The sequence below is a fragment of the Micromonospora sp. SD12 genome (assembly GCF_052068495.1).
Classification (GTDB): Bacteria; Actinomycetota; Actinomycetes; order Mycobacteriales; family Micromonosporaceae; genus Micromonospora; species Micromonospora echinofusca.
In genome coordinates this window covers 564078-580189 of record NZ_JBQHDF010000003.1, presented here as the reverse complement: position 1 = coordinate 580189, position 16112 = coordinate 564078, and the positions used below count along the sequence as shown (strand labels likewise).

General features: G+C 74.4%; 12 protein-coding genes. 9 read left to right on the top strand and 3 right to left on the bottom strand.

What is annotated here, in order from left to right; translation table 11 throughout:
* Positions 1–38: 38 nt before the first annotated feature.
* Positions 39–1649: a DUF4153 domain-containing protein gene (locus ACTMS2_RS09630; protein WP_441175087.1), complete on the bottom strand. Its 1611-nt coding sequence runs from the start codon at positions 1647–1649 to the stop codon at positions 39–41.
* A gap of 1024 nt (positions 1650–2673) precedes the next feature.
* Between ACTMS2_RS09630 and ACTMS2_RS09625 the strand changes: the two genes are divergently transcribed.
* The 6 genes from ACTMS2_RS09625 (at position 2674) to ACTMS2_RS09600 (ending at position 10310) form a co-directional block, all read left to right on the top strand.
* Positions 2674–3759 (top strand): endonuclease domain-containing protein, encoded by a 1086-nt coding sequence (locus tag ACTMS2_RS09625; protein ID WP_441175086.1) that lies wholly within the window; start codon positions 2674–2676, stop codon positions 3757–3759.
* Positions 3756–4451 carry a hypothetical protein gene (locus tag ACTMS2_RS09620; RefSeq protein ID WP_441175085.1) on the top strand — a complete coding sequence of 232 codons (696 nt, stop codon included), beginning with the start codon at positions 3756–3758 and terminating at the stop codon, positions 4449–4451. Before ACTMS2_RS09625 ends, ACTMS2_RS09620 begins: the two co-directional genes overlap by 4 nt.
* Entirely contained in the window at positions 4448–7702 is a 3255-nt protein-coding gene (locus tag ACTMS2_RS09615; protein ID WP_441175084.1) for a helicase HerA domain-containing protein, read from the top strand. Before ACTMS2_RS09620 ends, ACTMS2_RS09615 begins: the two co-directional genes overlap by 4 nt.
* 456 nt (positions 7703–8158) lie before the next feature.
* A complete protein-coding gene (locus tag ACTMS2_RS09610) occupies positions 8159–8428 on the top strand; it encodes a hypothetical protein (protein WP_250101982.1) in 270 nt (89 codons plus the stop codon).
* Positions 8428–9465 (top strand): hypothetical protein, encoded by a 1038-nt coding sequence (locus ACTMS2_RS09605; protein ID WP_441175083.1) that lies wholly within the window; start codon positions 8428–8430, stop codon positions 9463–9465. The genes ACTMS2_RS09610 and ACTMS2_RS09605 overlap by 1 nt, the downstream gene beginning before the upstream one ends.
* A 167-nt stretch (positions 9466–9632) precedes the next feature.
* Positions 9633–10310, top strand: coding sequence for a hypothetical protein (locus ACTMS2_RS09600; RefSeq protein WP_441175082.1), 678 nt, complete (start codon positions 9633–9635; stop codon positions 10308–10310).
* Between the two features lie 181 nt (positions 10311–10491).
* Here ACTMS2_RS09600 and ACTMS2_RS09595 read toward each other — a convergent pair whose 3' ends face one another.
* The gene (locus ACTMS2_RS09595) at positions 10492–11661 is read right to left on the bottom strand and encodes an acyl-CoA dehydrogenase family protein (RefSeq protein WP_441175081.1); all 1170 of its coding nucleotides are present in this window, start codon (positions 11659–11661) and stop codon (positions 10492–10494) included.
* A gap of 156 nt (positions 11662–11817) precedes the next feature.
* On the opposite strand from ACTMS2_RS09595, the gene ACTMS2_RS09590 reads away from it, so the two are divergent.
* From ACTMS2_RS09590 to ACTMS2_RS09580, 3 genes are all read left to right on the top strand, one after another.
* Complete coding sequence (locus ACTMS2_RS09590; RefSeq protein ID WP_357659591.1) at positions 11818–12747, top strand: LLM class F420-dependent oxidoreductase; 930 nt, start codon at positions 11818–11820, stop codon at positions 12745–12747.
* A gap of 439 nt (positions 12748–13186) precedes the next feature.
* Positions 13187–13711 (top strand): hypothetical protein, encoded by a 525-nt coding sequence (locus ACTMS2_RS09585; RefSeq protein WP_441175080.1) that lies wholly within the window; start codon positions 13187–13189, stop codon positions 13709–13711.
* A 14-nt stretch (positions 13712–13725) separates the two neighbouring features.
* A complete protein-coding gene (locus ACTMS2_RS09580; protein WP_441175149.1) occupies positions 13726–14967 on the top strand; it encodes an FAD-binding protein in 1242 nt (413 codons plus the stop codon).
* On the opposite strand, the gene ACTMS2_RS09575 is transcribed toward ACTMS2_RS09580, so the two are convergent.
* Positions 14964–16112, bottom strand: coding sequence for a site-2 protease family protein (locus tag ACTMS2_RS09575; RefSeq protein WP_441175079.1), 1149 nt, complete (start codon positions 16110–16112; stop codon positions 14964–14966). The two genes, ACTMS2_RS09580 and ACTMS2_RS09575, sit on opposite strands and share 4 nt — an antisense overlap.

Below are 16112 nucleotides of genomic sequence, written 5' to 3'. Positions count from 1 at the left end.
CCGACGCCCTGATCGCCGAGTACCGCGACGCGGGTCCGTCAGCGGCGGCGCTTCGGCAGGTCGAACTGGTCGGCGGCCCGGCAGTCGCGTGGACCGCCGACCGCGCCCGGCCCGGCCCGGTCGAGCGCCGCGCGTGCCCGGACCCGGCCCAGGTTCCAGGCGTACCAGGGGTCCGGCTCGTCGAGGTCCTTGGCGATCCAGCTCAGCGTGCAGCGGCGCACCGGATCGGGCAGGCCCGCCAGGGCCGGCGTCGCGTCCGCCGAGAGCGCCCGCAGGTACCAGGCGTCGATCTTCCCCGTCTGCTCGTACCGGGCGATGTTGCGGCGGGCGGCGTAGTCCTCCGGGTTGAGCACGGCCAGGCCCAGCAGCATCACCACGGCGAGCGCCACGGTGGTGCCGGGGATCCAGGCCCCGCGCCACCTCAGCCCAGCCACCAGGATCATCAGGAACACCGTGCCGAGCAGCAGCTCGAACGCCATCACGAAGAGCCGCTCGCCGGTGAAGCTGTAGACCTTCTGGTACGTGTACATCCGCGACAGCGCCGACACCACGATGACGAAGCTGAGGGCGCTGAGCAGGCCCAGCAGGACCCGCAGCAGGTGGCGCTCGACGGCCCGGTCCCGTCGCGCCCAGCGGGCCACCCCGCCGAGCACCGCCAGCGTCAGCAGGGTGACGACGACGAGCTGCCAGAACCCGCTGCGCGCGTACTCGGCGTAGCTGAGGCCGGCGGTGCGCAGGACGTGCCGCTGCCCGCCGAACAGGACGGTGAACTGCACCGCCACGAAGCCGCCGAAGAGCAGCGTCAGGGCGCTGATGACGGGAGCCCACTCCACGACGCCGAAGCGGCGCGTGCCGGGCCGGTCCACCGTCGACAGGTCGGGCGGCGCGGCCAACGTGTAGACGGCGGCGACGGCGCAGAGCCCACCCACGGCGGCGAGGAAGACCCAGCGGAACGCCGTGCCGACGTTGACCTCCGGGATCAGCTCGCCGAGCATCACGGAGAAGGCGCCGTCGGCCGAGGACAGCAGCGCGCCGAACACGATCAGGGCGACGATGGTGGCCGCGGCCGATCCGACGACACGGCGGACCAGGCCGGGATTCGCCGGGGCGTGCAGGTGACCACGCACCCACGGCAGCCCCCGGAACGCCGCGAACGGCGCCGCCACCAGGCTGAACAGGATCGAGCGGACGAGCCGGCCGCCGACGATCGCGAGGGTCGCGCACGCGAGGGCGCCGAGCACGCAGAACGTCACCAGCCACCACGCGTTACGGAAGGCCAGGACCGACAGCAGCGCCAGGGACGCCGCCGCCCAGCCGGCGCGGATCCGCCGGTCGGCGCGCGGCAGTTCCGCGCCCGTCCGCCGGACCGCGAGGACCACCGCGACGGTCAGGGCGAGCCAGCCGAGGAACCAGCCGATGCCGGTGCGGGTGAGCGGTACGAAGAACGCCAGCCCCAGCGCTCCGGCCAGGATCGCGGCCGGTACCGCCCGGTCCCGGGCCGGCGCCGGCCCCGGCCAGCGCGTGTCGAGGAACGACGGCGGGCGCGGGACCGGCTGGTAGCCGCGGTACGGCGCGGGCGCGCCGGACGGCACCCCGATCCGGTACGGCGCCGGCAGCGGCGCGGCGGCGGGCTGCTGGGCGATGGTCACGGGCGTACCGGCGGCGGATGCGCCGCTGCCCGCCCACGTGCCTGCCGGTGCTCCGGCGGCGGGCGCCGTCTCGGTGGTGGGCGCGGTCCCGGTGGGCGCCCCGGTGGTGGGCGCAGTCCCGGGTGAGGGCGCGGCCTGGTCGGCAGGCGCTGTCTCGGCGGGCGCTGCTCCGGTGGCGGGTGCCCTGGTGGTCGGCGCCGTCCCGGCGGCGGGCCCGTTCCCGGTCTGTCCGGCGGGGGCGGCGGCCGATGCCGCGTCGATGGTGGCTGACGGCGGGCTGACGGCGTCGGATGGCGGCTCGGTAGCCGGTGCCACGGCGTCCGCCGCCCTCACGGAGGCGGTCTGCGTGGGGATGCTCGCTCCCGGCTGGGCGGGGACTGTGGGGGCCGGCGCGGCCGACGCCTCGGCCGACCTGGCGGCGGGGACGGACGGTGCCGGGGCCGGCGGGTCCGCGGCGGCCGGCATCAGCGGGATGAACACGGCGTACCCGCGCGTCCCGGGCGGGATGCTGACGGGGATCGCCCAGGCGGGCGCGCCCTCCGCCCCGGGCCACACCATCGGAGGCGGCGCGCCCTCGGTGGGCGGCATGACGAGCAGGTACGGCGTCGCGTTCCCGGGATCGTCGCTGGTGTCGCCGTGCGTGTCGCCGGTTCCCGGAGGGCCCGGCACCGGTGGTGGCTGGGTCAAGAACCCCTCCTCGATCGAACGGTCGGCACACTGTACGGCCGACTCCGGCCCGCCGCCGCCCCGTACGCGCCCGACGCGAGCAACTCGCGTCCGTGCCTGGGCGCGGCTGAGGATCCTCCCCACAGACCATCGCCCGCCTGAAGCCCGGCGCGGCCGGACCAGTGGTGATCAGGACGCCACGGACCCTGAAACCGCCGGGTGACGTCCCTAGCGTCCTGATCACGAGCGGGAAAGCGGGGGAGAGGGTGGGGGGCGTAGACGAGCGCAGCGGCGCAGGCCCGGGTGACCGGATCGGGCGGGCGGCACGCCCGATCGATCCTCGGTAACGTGCTCGGCCATGGCCAGTGGCGTACCTCCCGGCAAGTGGTGGGAAGCCCTTCCACCACAGAAGGTCAGCCACCTGCCCGGCATCGACGCCGAGCTGCTACACGTGGGACTCGATCCGGCACCGGTCGCGGCTCCGGTCGTCGTTCGGTACCGCGTACCGGCCCGCGGCGGCTTCACCGACCTGCTCGCCGCCGTCCTGGACGAACTGGACCGGGCAGCGCTCACGCTGTTTCCCCGTTGGCTGCCCGGCGCCGAACGGCTCGACGGTTCCGGCACGCTGGGCGCCGCGGCGGTTCGGTCCCTGGCCTCGCGGGCCGCTGCACGCTCCGAGCACTTCGGCCCGTTCCTGGCCGACCTCGCCGAGCGCGCGCTGCGCGGGGAGAACCGGCAGCACCGGCCGCGCTTCCCGGCAGAGGTACGGGCTGCCGGCCTGGCCCGCGTCATCGCCTCCGCGTACGACCGTGACGGGTGCGTCCTGCTGGTCGGCCTGACCGACGAACTGACGACGGACACCGAACGCGCGTTGGTCGCCGCCGCCGAATGGCTGGTGCGGCACGGCCGCCTCACCGTCTGGCTGGCCGGGCGGGAACTGCGGACGGTCGACCGGGTCCGGTCGGTCCGGGTTGCACTGCCGTCGAGCCTGGCCGAGTTGGCGGTGCAGACGGGTCGGGTTCCCGACACCGTCCGCGAGCCTTTGCCGGCGCTGACGTTCCCGCCACTGTCCGGGGTGCCGCGCGGCGACAGCACTGCTGAGCAGGCCCTGGAGCTGGCGCTGGCACCGCACGAGTGGGCCCGGGGCCGGCGCTGGAACCACACGTACGACTGGCACCTGCTCGGCGAGACCTACCGCCTGGATCTCCTCTGGCCGGCCGAGGGACTTGCGGTCGAGGTGGACGGCCCGGAACATCGGGAACGAATCAGATTCGCCAACGACCGGCGACGTGACGTGCGGTTGCAACTCCTCGGGCTGGACGTGCTCCGGTTCACCAACGAGCAGGTGCTGTCCGACGTCCAGGCCGTGGTCGGCATGATCCGGCAACTGCTGACCCGTCGTCGCCGGACCGGCGCGCACCCCCACACAGAAGAGGCACCATGACGAGCACGGCGGACCTTCCCCAGCTGACGCCCAACCAGATCAACGCGCTCGTGGTGCTCATGGTCGAGGCCCGCGAACTGACCAACACCGAGCTGAAGGAGCTGGCCGGGTTCAGCCTCACCCGTGCCGACAACGCCAAGCTCGTCACGCTCGGCCTGGTCCAGACCGACCGGTCGCACCGACCCTTCTCCCACGAGCTGACCGACGAGGGGTGGCGGGTGGTGCGGCAGTTGCACGCCGGCGCCCCGCCCGCGCGCAGCGGCTCGGCCACCCGTTCGCTGTTCACCCTGCTGGCCGGCCTGCACCGCTCGCTCAGCCGGTTGGGGCTGAGCCACGCCGACTTCTTCACGCAGCAGTCGGTCGCCCCGGACCCGGCGGCCGGCTCGACGCCACCCGGCGCCGCGTCGGCACCGGTGGCCGCGGAGCCGGAGGCCGTGGAGGCCCTGATCCGCGCCGCCTATCGCGAACTCGCCCGGGAGCCGGGAGCCTGGGTGGGGCTCGCCGACCTGCGCGAGCACCTCGGTGGGCAGGACCGCGCGACCGTCGACGCGACGTTGCGCGCCATGGTCCACCGGGACGGCGTCCGGATCATCCCGGTCGCCAACACCAAGTCGTTGACCCCCCGGGACCGGGCCGCCGCGGTGCGCATCGGGGACGAGGAGAACCACACCCTGGCGATCGGCCCGGCATGATCGCTGAGGACGTACGGGCCGCGCTCGAGGCGGTCAGTCTCAACCCGGCGGTCACCCCCGACGACGTGTGGCGACCCAGCCCGCACGACGTGCCGGAGCTGCACGAGAAGGTGGTGGCGGAGATCCTGCGCGGGGTCGGCAGGGCCCGCACCGACGACACCACAGTGCCCCTCGGGGTGGCCATGCAGGGGCGCGCCGGTGCCGGCAAGACGCACCTGCTCGGAGCGGTGCGGGATCGGATCCAGCGCGAGGGCGGCTACTTCTTCCTGGTCGACATGGTCAGCGGGAAGACGTTCTGGGAGAGCGTGGCGCTGGCCCTGGTCGAAGGCATGGGGCGGGACGCGTTCGGCTGGGGCACCCAGCTGCGTACGTTCCTGCGTCGGCTCACCGCTCAGCTCGGCATCCCGGCGGAGGTACGCGACGCGGTCGCCGGCACGCAGCCGGTCACCCGGGAGCACCTGGACACCTTCGTGCGAGCCCTGCGGACGCGCCACCGCGAGATCGGCCGGGACTGCCAGGACACCGCCCGGGCGCTGGTCCTGCACGGCGCGCTCGACTTCGAGGCACAGGACGTCGGCTACGCCCACCTGATCTCCGAGCCGGGTGACCCGGCCGGCCGTACGACGTGGGGGCTGACCCCGGCGATCCGTACCCCGCAGCAGATCGTCCAGGATGTCTCGCGGCTGATGGCGCTGACGCTGGACCCCACGGTGATAGCCGTCGACCAGCTCGACACGCTCTTCGCCCAGACCAGCACCGCGATGTTCGACCAGTACGCCGGGCTGGAGGACGCCCAGGCGAAGGTCGTCGGGCCCATCGCCGACGGTCTGCTGAAGCTACGTGACGTCACCCGCCGGACGCTGATCGTGGTGTCGTGCCTGCCGGACACCTGGGAACTGCTGACCAGGAGCGCGCCCACCCCGGTCGGCGACCGGTTCCGGCAGGCGACCCTGCCCGACCGGATTCCCACCCCCGAGATCGGTCGGGCCATCGTCGCGAAGCGGTTCACCGCGGCATTCGCCGGGCCGCGTTTCGCACCGCCGCATCCGACCTGGCCGATCAGGCCCGAGGCGTTCGCTGACGCCCCGGCGTTGACGCCCCGGGCGCTGCTGCGCCGCGTTGACCGGCACGTCGCCTGGTGCCGGGACCGGGACGAGGTGACCGAACTCGACCGCCTCATCGAGGTGGGCGACCACGTCGCGGGCGTGCCCGAACCGTCAGGCGGAGGCACCACGGTCGGCCCGAGGGCGGCAGGCGAGACAGTCGCCGGCGACGATGCGTGCCTGCGGCGGCTCGACGACCGGTTCGCCGAGCTGGTGGCGGGGGCCGACGTGACGGCCGCGCTCGATCCGCGGACCGAGGACGCACAGATGCCGACGCTCCTCGCGGCCGGCCTGGCGGCCTGGATCGCCGAGCAGGCTCCAACCGGTGCCAGTTACAAGTACGACCCGCCGCCCGGCCGCAAGCCGGCGCTGCACGGGCGGCTGATCGAGGTGCTGGACGAGGCCACCGAGAACGAGGCGCACTGGTGTCTTCGCGGGATCTCGCATCCGAACGCGATCGCGGTGACCGCCAGGGTGAAGGCGGCCTGCACCATGGCGGGCCTCGACCGTGCGTTGCCGCAACGGCGGCTGGTGCTGCTGCGCAACGGCCCGTGGCCGACCGGCAAGCGTACGGCGGAGGTGTTGGCGGCCTTCGACGCGGCCGGCGGCATCCGCTGCGGCGTCGAAGAGGGGGACCTACGGGTTTTCGCCGCACTTCGTGAACTGAGCGGCGAACCGGCCTCCGTTCTGCGGGAGTGGCTGGTGGCGCGCCGCCCGGCCAGCTCCACGCAGCTGTTCGCAACGATCCTTGGCGAATCCGCCGGAGCGACCCGTGCGGAGACCGGGCCGGCCGCCCGCTCAGGCGGGCCGGCCGCCGGGGTGGGCGGCGAGGACGACGCGCGGGTCGACGGCGGAAGGGCCTCGGCCGACGGAACCTCGATCCTGTTGGGGCGGACCACCGACGGGGCGCGGCCCTTCGCGGTGGACCTGGAGTCGCTACGCCGGCACACAGTGATCTTCGCCGGCTCCGGCTCCGGCAAGACCGTGCTGATCCGGCGACTGGTCGAGGAATGCGCGCGGGAGGGCGTGTCCGCGATCGTGCTCGATCCCAACAACGACCTCGCCCGCCTGGGCGATCCCTGGCCGCAACCGCCAGCCGGATGGGGCCCCGGCGACGCCGAGCGGGCCCGCGACCACCTCGACCACACCGAGGTGGTGATCTGGACGCCCCGGGTCAACGCCGGTCGACCGCTCACCTTCCAGCCGTTGCCGGACTTCACTCCTGTCCGCGACTCACCGGACGAGTTCGACCAGGCGATCCGCTCGACGGTGGAGGCACTCGCCCCGCGCGCCGGGGTGGACCGGCCGACGAAGGTGGCCCAGCAGGGCAAGGCCGTGCTGACCGAGGCCCTCCAGGCGTACGCGAGGAGCGGAATGGTGGGCCTGCCCGGCTTCACCGACTTCCTCGCCGAGTTGCCCGACGGGGTGAGCCGGTTGAGCCGGGCGGAGAAGCTGGCCCAGGACCTGGCCGAGACCCTGAAGGCCGCCATGGTCACCGACCCGTTGTTCGGCGGCGTCGGCGCCCCGGCCGATCCGGGCCTGCTGCTGACTCCCTCGCCGGGCCGTCGGGCCCGCATCTCCGTGATCAGCTTTGTCGGGCTCACGTCGGACCAGGAACGGCAGGGCTTCGTCAACCAGCTCCAGATGGCCCTGTTCGCCTGGATCAAGCGGCACCCGGCGGGCGAGCGGCCCCTGGGTGGGCTCTTCGTGATGGACGAGGCGCAGACCCTGGCCCCGTCGACCGGGCAGACGGCCTGCACCGCCAGCACGATCGCCCTCGCCTCCCAGGCCCGCAAGTACGGGCTCGGGCTGGTCTTCGCCACCCAGGCGCCGAAGGGACTGCACAACCAGATCTCCGGCAACGCCACCACGCAGTTCTTCGGGCTGCTCAATGCTCCCGCGCAGATCGACGCGGCCCGTCAGTTGGCGGAGGCCAAGGGTGGCCGGCTGCCCGACATCGGCCTCATGCAGAGCGGCCAGTTCTACGTGGCCGGAGAGGGATTCGCGTTCGTCAAGGTGGACACGCCGATGTGCCTGTCCCACCACCCCAAGGCGCCGCTCAGCCCGGAGGAGGTCGTCGCCAGGGCCGCCTCGGCACACTTACGCCCGGAACGCAGTCATTTGCCGGACGCGACGGCCGTCCGATGACGGACAGGACGTAAGCCTCCTGTCCGACGCACTGTTGTAGCAGGTGAGAGGCGTGAGGATGGCGGGCCACATCCCATCCCTCGGGCCCGGCGGGGACAGCATCGTCCCGGCCGACACCGCCATCACCGAGCCCGGCCCCGCGACGGCCCCGGCGTAGTGCAGCGCCGGCCGCCCACGCACCGCGAGGCCGCGCTCCCGGCAGCCACCGTCCCGGGCGCCCCGGGCGGATGCCGCCTCACCGACACCGACACCGACGTCCCCGTTCCGGCAGCCACCTCAGCCGCGCGGCAGTCCCGAGACGAGCGCGGCCGGCGAGCCGTACCCAGGTGCCGCCCGGGCCCACGCCGTCGCGTGCCCGGCGGCTGAAGCGTCGCCCGACGCCATCCTCCCCAGCCGGAGCCGGCCGTGGTCACGAGCGGTCAGGTCCGGGGGGGGCCTAGCACGAGAGGAGCCGGCATGGCCGCTCCCACCGCCACCGCATCCCTGAACGCCACCACCTACTCGCCCGGCGACCAGATGATCCTGACGGTCACCTACGGCGACGCCGACACCAAGCCGGTGACCGTCACGATCGTGGTCACCGACGCGCAGGGCAACAGCAGCGCGCCGGTCAAGGTCACCGCCGTCATCGATCCGCTCACCCTCGCCGTCACCGACGACTCGGGCCGCACCTGGACCAGGGCGTCGGACAACGGTTCGGTCGCCGTCTACCGGGCGGTGGCGTGATGCCCCGGGTCACGGTCACGGTGCGCGACAACGGCGGCCGTACCGCCACCGCCAGCGCCGACTACACGATCGCGCCGCCGGTGCTGGGCGGCTACTACCTCTCCGGCGGCGCCGATCCGACGGCCGACATGGCCGGGGGGAACTTCCGCTCGCTGACCCAGTACCGCAGCTTCGCCGACGGCTACACCTTCCCCGGCTACCAACGGCCGTGGCTGATCACCCTCGGCCGGGCCGGGGTGCGGATGAACATGGTGCTGGAGCTGAAGCACTACGGCGCGCCCAACGCCGGGCCGCAAACCTTCACCGTGGACGGCGTCAGCTACACCGTCCCGGCGCCCGCGATGACCATCCAGCAGCGCCCCGGCACGACCTGGCCCCGGGCGTACGGCTACAGCCAGGTCCTGGCCGGGCACTGCGACGGTCTGTTCGCCCGCGCCCTGTCCCAGTACCGGACCCTGGGCTTCGGGGTGAACATCCAGCTCGCCTCCGAGTTGGACACCGACCACGAGTTCGGCACCACCGAGTCCGGCGTCACCTACCCGTGGGCGCAGTCGGATGCCCGCGCGGTGCAGGCGATGACGTACATCGTGAACTGGTTCAAGGCCCGCCAACTGCCCGCCGGCACGACGTTCTCGGTCGGGGTGGGCGGCTTCGACCGGGCGTGCTTCCAGCGCATCCACCCGGAGGCGCTGATGGCCAAGCTCGACTTCCTCCAGTGGAACGCGTACGCCACCAGCCCCACCCACACGGCGCTGGCCCGGTTCCGCCGGGCGAAGGACTGGGCGGTGGCCGATCTCGGCCCCGTCGCCCTCTCCCGACCGGTGATCATCGCCGAGTGGGGCGTACGCGTGGCGGAGGTGCCGGACCAGGCGGCCTGGATCGCCACCGTGCCGGCCGCCGTCGCCCAGCTCAACGCGGAGCGGGGCCCCCGGATCGCGCGGACCAACTACTTCAACTCCGGTTGGGGCACCCTGTCGCCGAAGTCGACGGGGCTGGCCGCGCTGCGGGCGGCGTACGCCACCCGCCCGTACGTCTGAACGGTCGGCCGGAGACCGGCGAGCCGGGCAGGCAGGCGGAACGACGTCGATCATGAAATCCATCGATGGTGGTATAAGATCCGCCGGATCGCGCGCAGGCACGCTCGTGCGCCACCCGGTGCGATGTCCGCCGAGTCCCGCTGCGCCAGGACAGCCATGGAGATCATGTGAAGTTCACTCGTCTCGCCCCTGCGGTGGCCGCTCTCGCGCTCGTGGTCGGCGCCGTGGTCGCCCCGGTGAGCGCCGCGCAGGCGCATCCGACAGCGGACACGGTCAACGTCTATCCGCCGATCCAGGGCGCGTCCACCTGGGACCGGTTCGGCCTCTCCGGGCCTACCTCACACCACATCGTCTTCGGCCACTGGGGATACCCCAACGACTGGGCCGTCGACATCTACCGCAGCCCGGGCGCCACGATCGTCTCGCCGTTCGGCACCAAGACCGCCTCGGGGCACCCGGTCGCCGTCAAGGTGGTCACCGTCCAGGCCGGCTGCGCGACCCGCAATCTCGCCGACGGCGGCTACCGCATCGGGCTCGAGGCCCGGGACACCACGACCGGGCAGATCCTCGGCCGGGCGGACGTGATGCACGTGAACAACAAGCCCGGTGGCATCGTCGTCGGCGCCTCGGTCGGTCCGTGGACCAAGCTCGGCGAGACGGGCCGCTTCCGCTGGTCCAGCTGCTACCAGGTCAACGGTGACAGCGGGGTGCACATCCACCTCGAAGTGATCAACCAGCACCGCTACTCGTGCTACGTGCACCGCGGTGCGAACACCGCCCTGACCGACCTGACCGTGGTGGGCAAGGTCGGCGTGCACTACACGGGGCAGCGGCAGCGCTGCTGACCCGTCGATCGACGGCGGACGGGTGCCCCGGCTCCGGTCGGAAACCGGGGACACCCGCCCGCGCCGAGGCGCCCACGCGCCGCTGAACCCCGGCGCCCCGCGCGCCGCTTGACCCCGGCGTCCGCGCGTCGGCTGCCCGGGCGCCCGCGCGCCGCCGACCGCGCGCCGCTTCACGCCGGCGTCAGTAGGCCAGCTCCACCGGCCGGCCGAGTACCCGCGCGCCGTTGTTGGCGAGCCAGCCCTCCGCCGCCGCCGCGTGCTGACTGAACGTGTGGATGTCGCGGAACCGGCGCTGCAACGGCGACGAGTCCCGGGCCGCCCCGCCGCCGGCCGCCCGGTAGCAGGTGTCGACCGCGGCGGCGGCCCGTTCCGTCACCCAGGGCAGCGCGGCGGAGATCCTCGGGTGCAGCGCGGGGATCGCCGCCGGGTCGGTGGCGCAGGCCGCCCACAGGTCGTCGGCCAGGTCGCGCAGCAGCGCCCGGGCCGCCCGTACGTCGAGGTCGGCGCGGCCGAGTTGGAGGCGGAAGGCGGGCGAGTCGGCGAGCGACTGCCGCGCGTAGAGCCGCTGCCGGCCGCCTTCGAGCAGCGCGACCATGTCGTCCAGCGCGCCCTGCGCGATACCGACGGCGACCGCGCCGAGGTGCAGGACGAAGTGGACCAGCGGCGCCACGAAGCCCGGCCCCGGTACGCAGGGCACCCCGGTGAACAGGTCGAAGCTCTCCTCCACGGGGCAGAACGCGTCCGCCACCTCGACGTCGTGGCTGCCGGTGCCGCGCAGGCCCAGCACGTGCCAGGTGTCGTGGACGGTGACGCGGGAGGCCGGGAAGAGCATGGAGCGCACCGCCGGCGGTGCCCCCGCCGGCCCGGGCAGCGGCGCGCCGCCCTCGGTGAGCACGCAGTTGCCGAAGATCCAGTCGGCGTGCCGGGCGCCGCTGGCGAACGCCCACCGGCCGGTGACCCGGAAGCCGCCGTCGACCTGCTCGGCGTGGCCCTGCGGGGCGAACCCGCCCCCGACCACCACGTCCGGCCCGTCGGCGTAGGCCTTGTCGAACCGGTCGCGGGACAGCATCGCCAGCAGGTGCGGCGTCTCGGCGCCGATCATCACGGTCCACCCGGTGGAGCCGTCGGCCCGGGCCAGCGCCTCCAGCACCCGCAACCCGGTGCGCAGGTCCGCGTCGTACCCGCCGTGGCTGCGGGGGACGAACATCCGGAAGCAGCCGGCGGCCCGCAGCGAGTCGAGCAGGTCGGCCGGGAGCCCACGGGCGGCCTCGATCTCGCCGGCCCGGCGCGACACCTCCGGCAGCAGCGCCTCCACCGCCCCGATCAGCCGGTCCCGGTGCTGGTCCTCCATGCGTCCTCCTCGACTCGTCGCCCGGCCTCCACTCTGGACCTGCTGACGACCCGGGGGCCAGGACCGCCGCTATCGGATCCCCGCCACTTCGCGCGGCGGCACCGCCGGAAGGGGCGGATCGGCGCGCGGGCCCGGCCGGCTCCCTATGCTCGAAGCATGGAACTGCGGATCTTCACCGAACCCCAGCAGGGCGCCACGTACGACGACCTGCTCGCCGTGGCCCGGTGCGCGGAGGAGACCGGCTACGGCGCCTTCTTCCGTTCCGACCACTACCTGAAGATGGGCGCGGTGAGCGGCGACCCCGGCCCGACGGACGCGTGGACGACCCTCGCCGGCCTGGCGCGGGACACCCGGCGGATCCGGCTGGGCACGCTGATGACCGCCGCCACGTTCCGGCTGCCGGGCCCGCTGGCCATCACCGTCGCCCAGGTCGACCAGATGAGCGGCGGCCGGGTGGAGCTGGGCATCGGCACCGGCTGGTACGCCGAGGAGCACACCGCGTACGGCATCCCGTTCCCGTCGCTGGGGGAGCGCTTCGACCGGTTGGCGGAGCAGCTCGCTGTCGTCACGGGGCTCTGGGCGACGCCGCCCGGCGAGACCTTCGACTTCGCCGGAAAGTACTACCCGGTCAGCGACTCGCCGGCGCTGCCGAAGCCGGTGCAGGATCCGCGCCCGCCGATCCTGCTCGGCGGCATGGGCCCGAAGCGTACGCCGCGCCTGGCCGCCCGGTACGCCGACGAGTTCAACCTGCCGTTCGCGTCGGTGGCGGACTCCGTCGCCCAGTTCGACCGGGTCCGGGCCGCCTGCGCGGAGGTCGGCCGGGACGCGGGCGAGCTGTGCTGGTCCAACGCCCTCGTGCTCTGCTGCGGGCGCGACGACGCCGAGGTGGCCCGGCGGGCCGCCGCGATCGGCCGGGAACCGGACGAACTGCGCGAGAACGGCCTCGCGGGGACCCCCGCCGAGGTCGTCGACAAGATCGGCCGGTACGCCGAGATCGGCAGTGAGCGGCTCTACCTCCAGGTGCTCGACCTGGCCGACCTCGACCACCTGGAGCTGGTCGCGGCCGAGGTGAAGCCCCAGCTCTGAGCCGGTGGCACGGTCCGCGCAGCTCCGAGCCGGCGGAAGGGGCTGCCCGGTGGCGCCCGCCCGTCAGGCGCCGCCCGCCGTCAGGCGCCTCCCGGCCGGGGCGCCGGCCCCGGGTGCGGTACCGGGCGCGGTGTGGGCGGAGGCGCCGGGACCGGCCGGGGGCCGGGCGTGGTGCCCGTCGGGTACGCCCCGGCCGGCGGGCCGACCGGAGACACCGGGCCGACGGGACCGCTCTGCGCCAGGCTCTCCGGGCCGTCGGGGCCGGTCTGCGCGCGGCGGCGGGCAACGTCTTCTCGGGCGGCGGGATCGCGGTACGTGTTCATCGTCGCGGCGTTCCCCGATCGCGGCGGGGTAACCGTGCCCGATCGACCGGTTCCGCCCCGCCGGTGCCCGCCGGATGATGCGTGCCGAAGACCGTGGTGTCGAACGGGGGTACGACGTGGAACTGCACCGCACCCGGGGGGCGCTGGTGCTGCCCCTGGTCTGTGTGCTCAGCGGCGGGGTGCTGCTGGCGCTGCCGGGGGAGCACGCGCTGCTGCGCCGGCTGGTCGCCGGTGGCGCCGTACTGCTGGGCGGGAGCGTACTGGCCGGCCTGCTGCGTCCGTTCCGGTTCGTCATCGGCGTCGACGGCCTGACCGTCCGCCGTCCGGGGCTGCGCCGCACGATCGCGTGGACGGAGGTCGAGGCGCTGGCGCTGGCCCGCCCGTCCGCCCGGGAGGGGCTGCCGGCCACGCCGAGACTGCTGCTGGTGCCCGTACCGGGCACGCTGGCCGGGCTCCCGGCCGACGCACGCCATCCGGTCGACGGCCGGGCCGCGGTGGAGCTGCTGGACCTGGCCCGGGTCCGGGAGGAGCCCGCCGAGGTGGCGGCGGCGCTCACCCGGCACGCCGGGGACCGCTTCGTCGACGCGCTCGGCGGCGCGCCGACCGACGAGCGGCCCGCCGAGCGCCGCCGCGTCCCGTGACCGCCGCCGATTCCGTGCCGCGGCGCAACTGGGCGGGCAACGTCCGCTACGCCGCCCGCCGCCACCACGCGCCCGCCTCCCTGGACGAGCTGCGCCGGCTGGTGGCGGGCAGCGAACGCCTCCGTGTCGTGGGCACGGGGCACTCGTTCAACCGCCTCGGCGACACCACCGGCGACCTCGTCTCGCTGGCCGGGCTGCCCGGGACCGTCGCGCTCGACCCGGACCGCCGGGCCGTCACGGTGCCGGCCGCCATGCGGTACGGGGACCTCGCGTCCTGGCTGCACGCGCGCGGGTACGCGCTGGCCAACCTGGCCTCGCTGCCGCACATCTCGGTAGCCGGCGCGATCGCCACCGGCACCCACGGATCGGGCGAGACGATCGGCAACCTGGCCAGCGCGGTCGCCGGGCTGGAACTGGTCACCGCCGGCGGCGACCTGCTGACCGTGGACCGGGCGGCCGACGGGGACACCTTCGCCGGGATGGTCGTCTCGCTGGGCGCGCTGGGCGTCGTCACCCGGGTCACCCTGGACGTGGTGCCGACCTTCGACATCCGCCAGTACGTCCGCCTCGGCCTGCCCCGCGCGGCGTTGGACGCGGCGCTCGCCTCGGCGTACAGCGTCAGCGTCTTCACCGACTGGCGCTCGTCGCGGCTGCGGGAGGTGTGGGTCAAGCAGCGCGCGGACGCGGACCCCCTCCCGGCGGACTGGCTCGACACGACGCCGGCCGACGGGCAACGGCACCCGGTGCCCGGCATGCCGGCGCGCAACTGCACGCCGCAGCTCGGCGAGCCGGGCCCGTGGCACGAACGCCTGCCGCACTTCCGGCTCGGGTTCACCCCCAGCAGCGGGGAGGAGTTGCAGTCGGAGTACCACGTGCCGCGGGCCTCGGCGGCGGCGGCGTTGGCCGCGCTGGACCCGGTGGCGCACCTGATCGCGCCGGTGCTCCAGGTCTGCGAGCTGCGGACGGTGGCCGGCGACGGGCTGTGGCTCAGCCCGAACCACGGGCGGGACAGCCTCGCCATCCACTTCACCTGGACCGCCGACGCGGCGGCGGTGCTGCCGGTGGCGGCGGCGGTGGAGGAGCGGCTCGCGCCGTTCGCGCCGCGCCCGCACTGGGGGAAGGTCTTCGGCCTCGCCCCGGCGGCGGTCGCCGCGGCCTGGCCCCGGTACGCCGACTTCCTCGACCTGGCGCGCCGGCTCGACCCGGCCGGCACGTTCCGCACGGACCTGCTCGACCACTACCTTCCCCGCGACTAGCGGCCGGGCCGGCTGCCCTGCATCTGCTCCCGGAGGCTGCCGCGCTGCACCGCCCGGCTGATGTCGCTCGGCGAGACGATCCCGACGAGCCGGCCGTCGGAGACCACCAGCGCCCGCCCGTCGGCGCACTCGCTGAGCCGGGGGAGCAGCTCGTTGAGCGGCTCGTCCGGCCGGGCGAGCACCAGCTCGTCGGCGCGGCAGGCGACCTCGGCCAGCGTGGTGGCGGCCCGGCGCTCCGCCGGGATGCCGCGTACCCGGTCGAGGGTGACCAGGCCGACGGGGTGGTCGTCCTCGGTCAGCGGCAGCGCCGTGTGCCGGTACGCGAAGAGGTAGTGGTCGACGAAGTCGCCCACCGTCATCTGCCCCGACGCGGTCTGCGGCTGCGGCGTCATCACGTCGGCCACCCGGACGCCCTCCAGCGCGCTGCCCATCCGGGCCTGCCGCTCCTCCATGCCTGCGGCGCCGATGAGGAACCAGCCGATCAGGGCGAGCCAGAGCCCGCCGAAGCCGACGCCGGCCAGGAACTGCCACAGCCCCAGGCCGATCAGCACCGCGCCGAGCACCCAGCCGGCCCGGGCGGCGACCACCGACGCCTTCGTCCGGTCGCCGGTCGCCTTCCAGACCGCCGCGCGCAGCAGCCGCCCGCCGTCGAGCGGGGCGGCCGGCAGCGCGTTGAAGACCGCCAGCAGCACGTTGATGCCGGCCAGCCAGGCCAGCGAGCCCAGCAGCAGCCCTTCCACCCCGGCCACGGCGAGCACCACCGCGATCGCGCCGAAGAAGAGCCCGATCAGCAGGCTCACCAGTGGGCCGACGCCGGCGATGCGCAGCTCAGCGCCCGGGTCGCGCGCCTCGCCGCGCAGCTCGGCCACCCCGCCGAAGAGCCAGAGGGTGATCCCGCCGACCTCCAGCCCGTTGCGCTTCGCGACGATCGCGTGCGAGATCTCGTGGGCGAGCAGGCCGAGGAAGAAGACCACCGCCGCCGCGAGCCCCGCCAGGACGTACGCGGCGACGGGCCGGTCCGGGTAGGCCCGGGGGAACTGGCTGCCGGCCAGCCCCCAGGCGATCAGCACGAAGATGACCAGGACGCTCCAGTTGACCCCGACCGGTACGCCCGCTATCCGGCCGAGCCGGAAACTCGCCCTCAT

Bases quoted from the DNA above. Each gene is read 5' to 3' on its own strand.
- ACTMS2_RS09625 (WP_441175086.1), top strand. From the start codon at position 2,674: ATGGCCAGTGGCGTACCTCCCGGCAAGTGGTGGGAAGCCCTTCCACCA.
- ACTMS2_RS09620 (WP_441175085.1), top strand. From the start codon at position 3,756: ATGACGAGCACGGCGGACCTTCCCCAGCTGACGCCCAACCAGATCAAC.
- ACTMS2_RS09615 (WP_441175084.1), top strand. From the start codon at position 4,448: ATGATCGCTGAGGACGTACGGGCCGCGCTCGAGGCGGTCAGTCTCAAC.
- ACTMS2_RS09610 (WP_250101982.1), top strand. From the start codon at position 8,159: ATGGCCGCTCCCACCGCCACCGCATCCCTGAACGCCACCACCTACTCG.
- ACTMS2_RS09605 (WP_441175083.1), top strand. From the start codon at position 8,428: ATGCCCCGGGTCACGGTCACGGTGCGCGACAACGGCGGCCGTACCGCC.
- ACTMS2_RS09595 (WP_441175081.1), bottom strand. From the start codon at position 11,661: ATGGAGGACCAGCACCGGGACCGGCTGATCGGGGCGGTGGAGGCGCTG.
- ACTMS2_RS09590 (WP_357659591.1), top strand. From the start codon at position 11,818: ATGGAACTGCGGATCTTCACCGAACCCCAGCAGGGCGCCACGTACGAC.
- ACTMS2_RS09575 (WP_441175079.1), bottom strand. From the start codon at position 16,112: ATGAGGGCGAGTTTCCGGCTCGGCCGGATAGCGGGCGTACCGGTCGGG.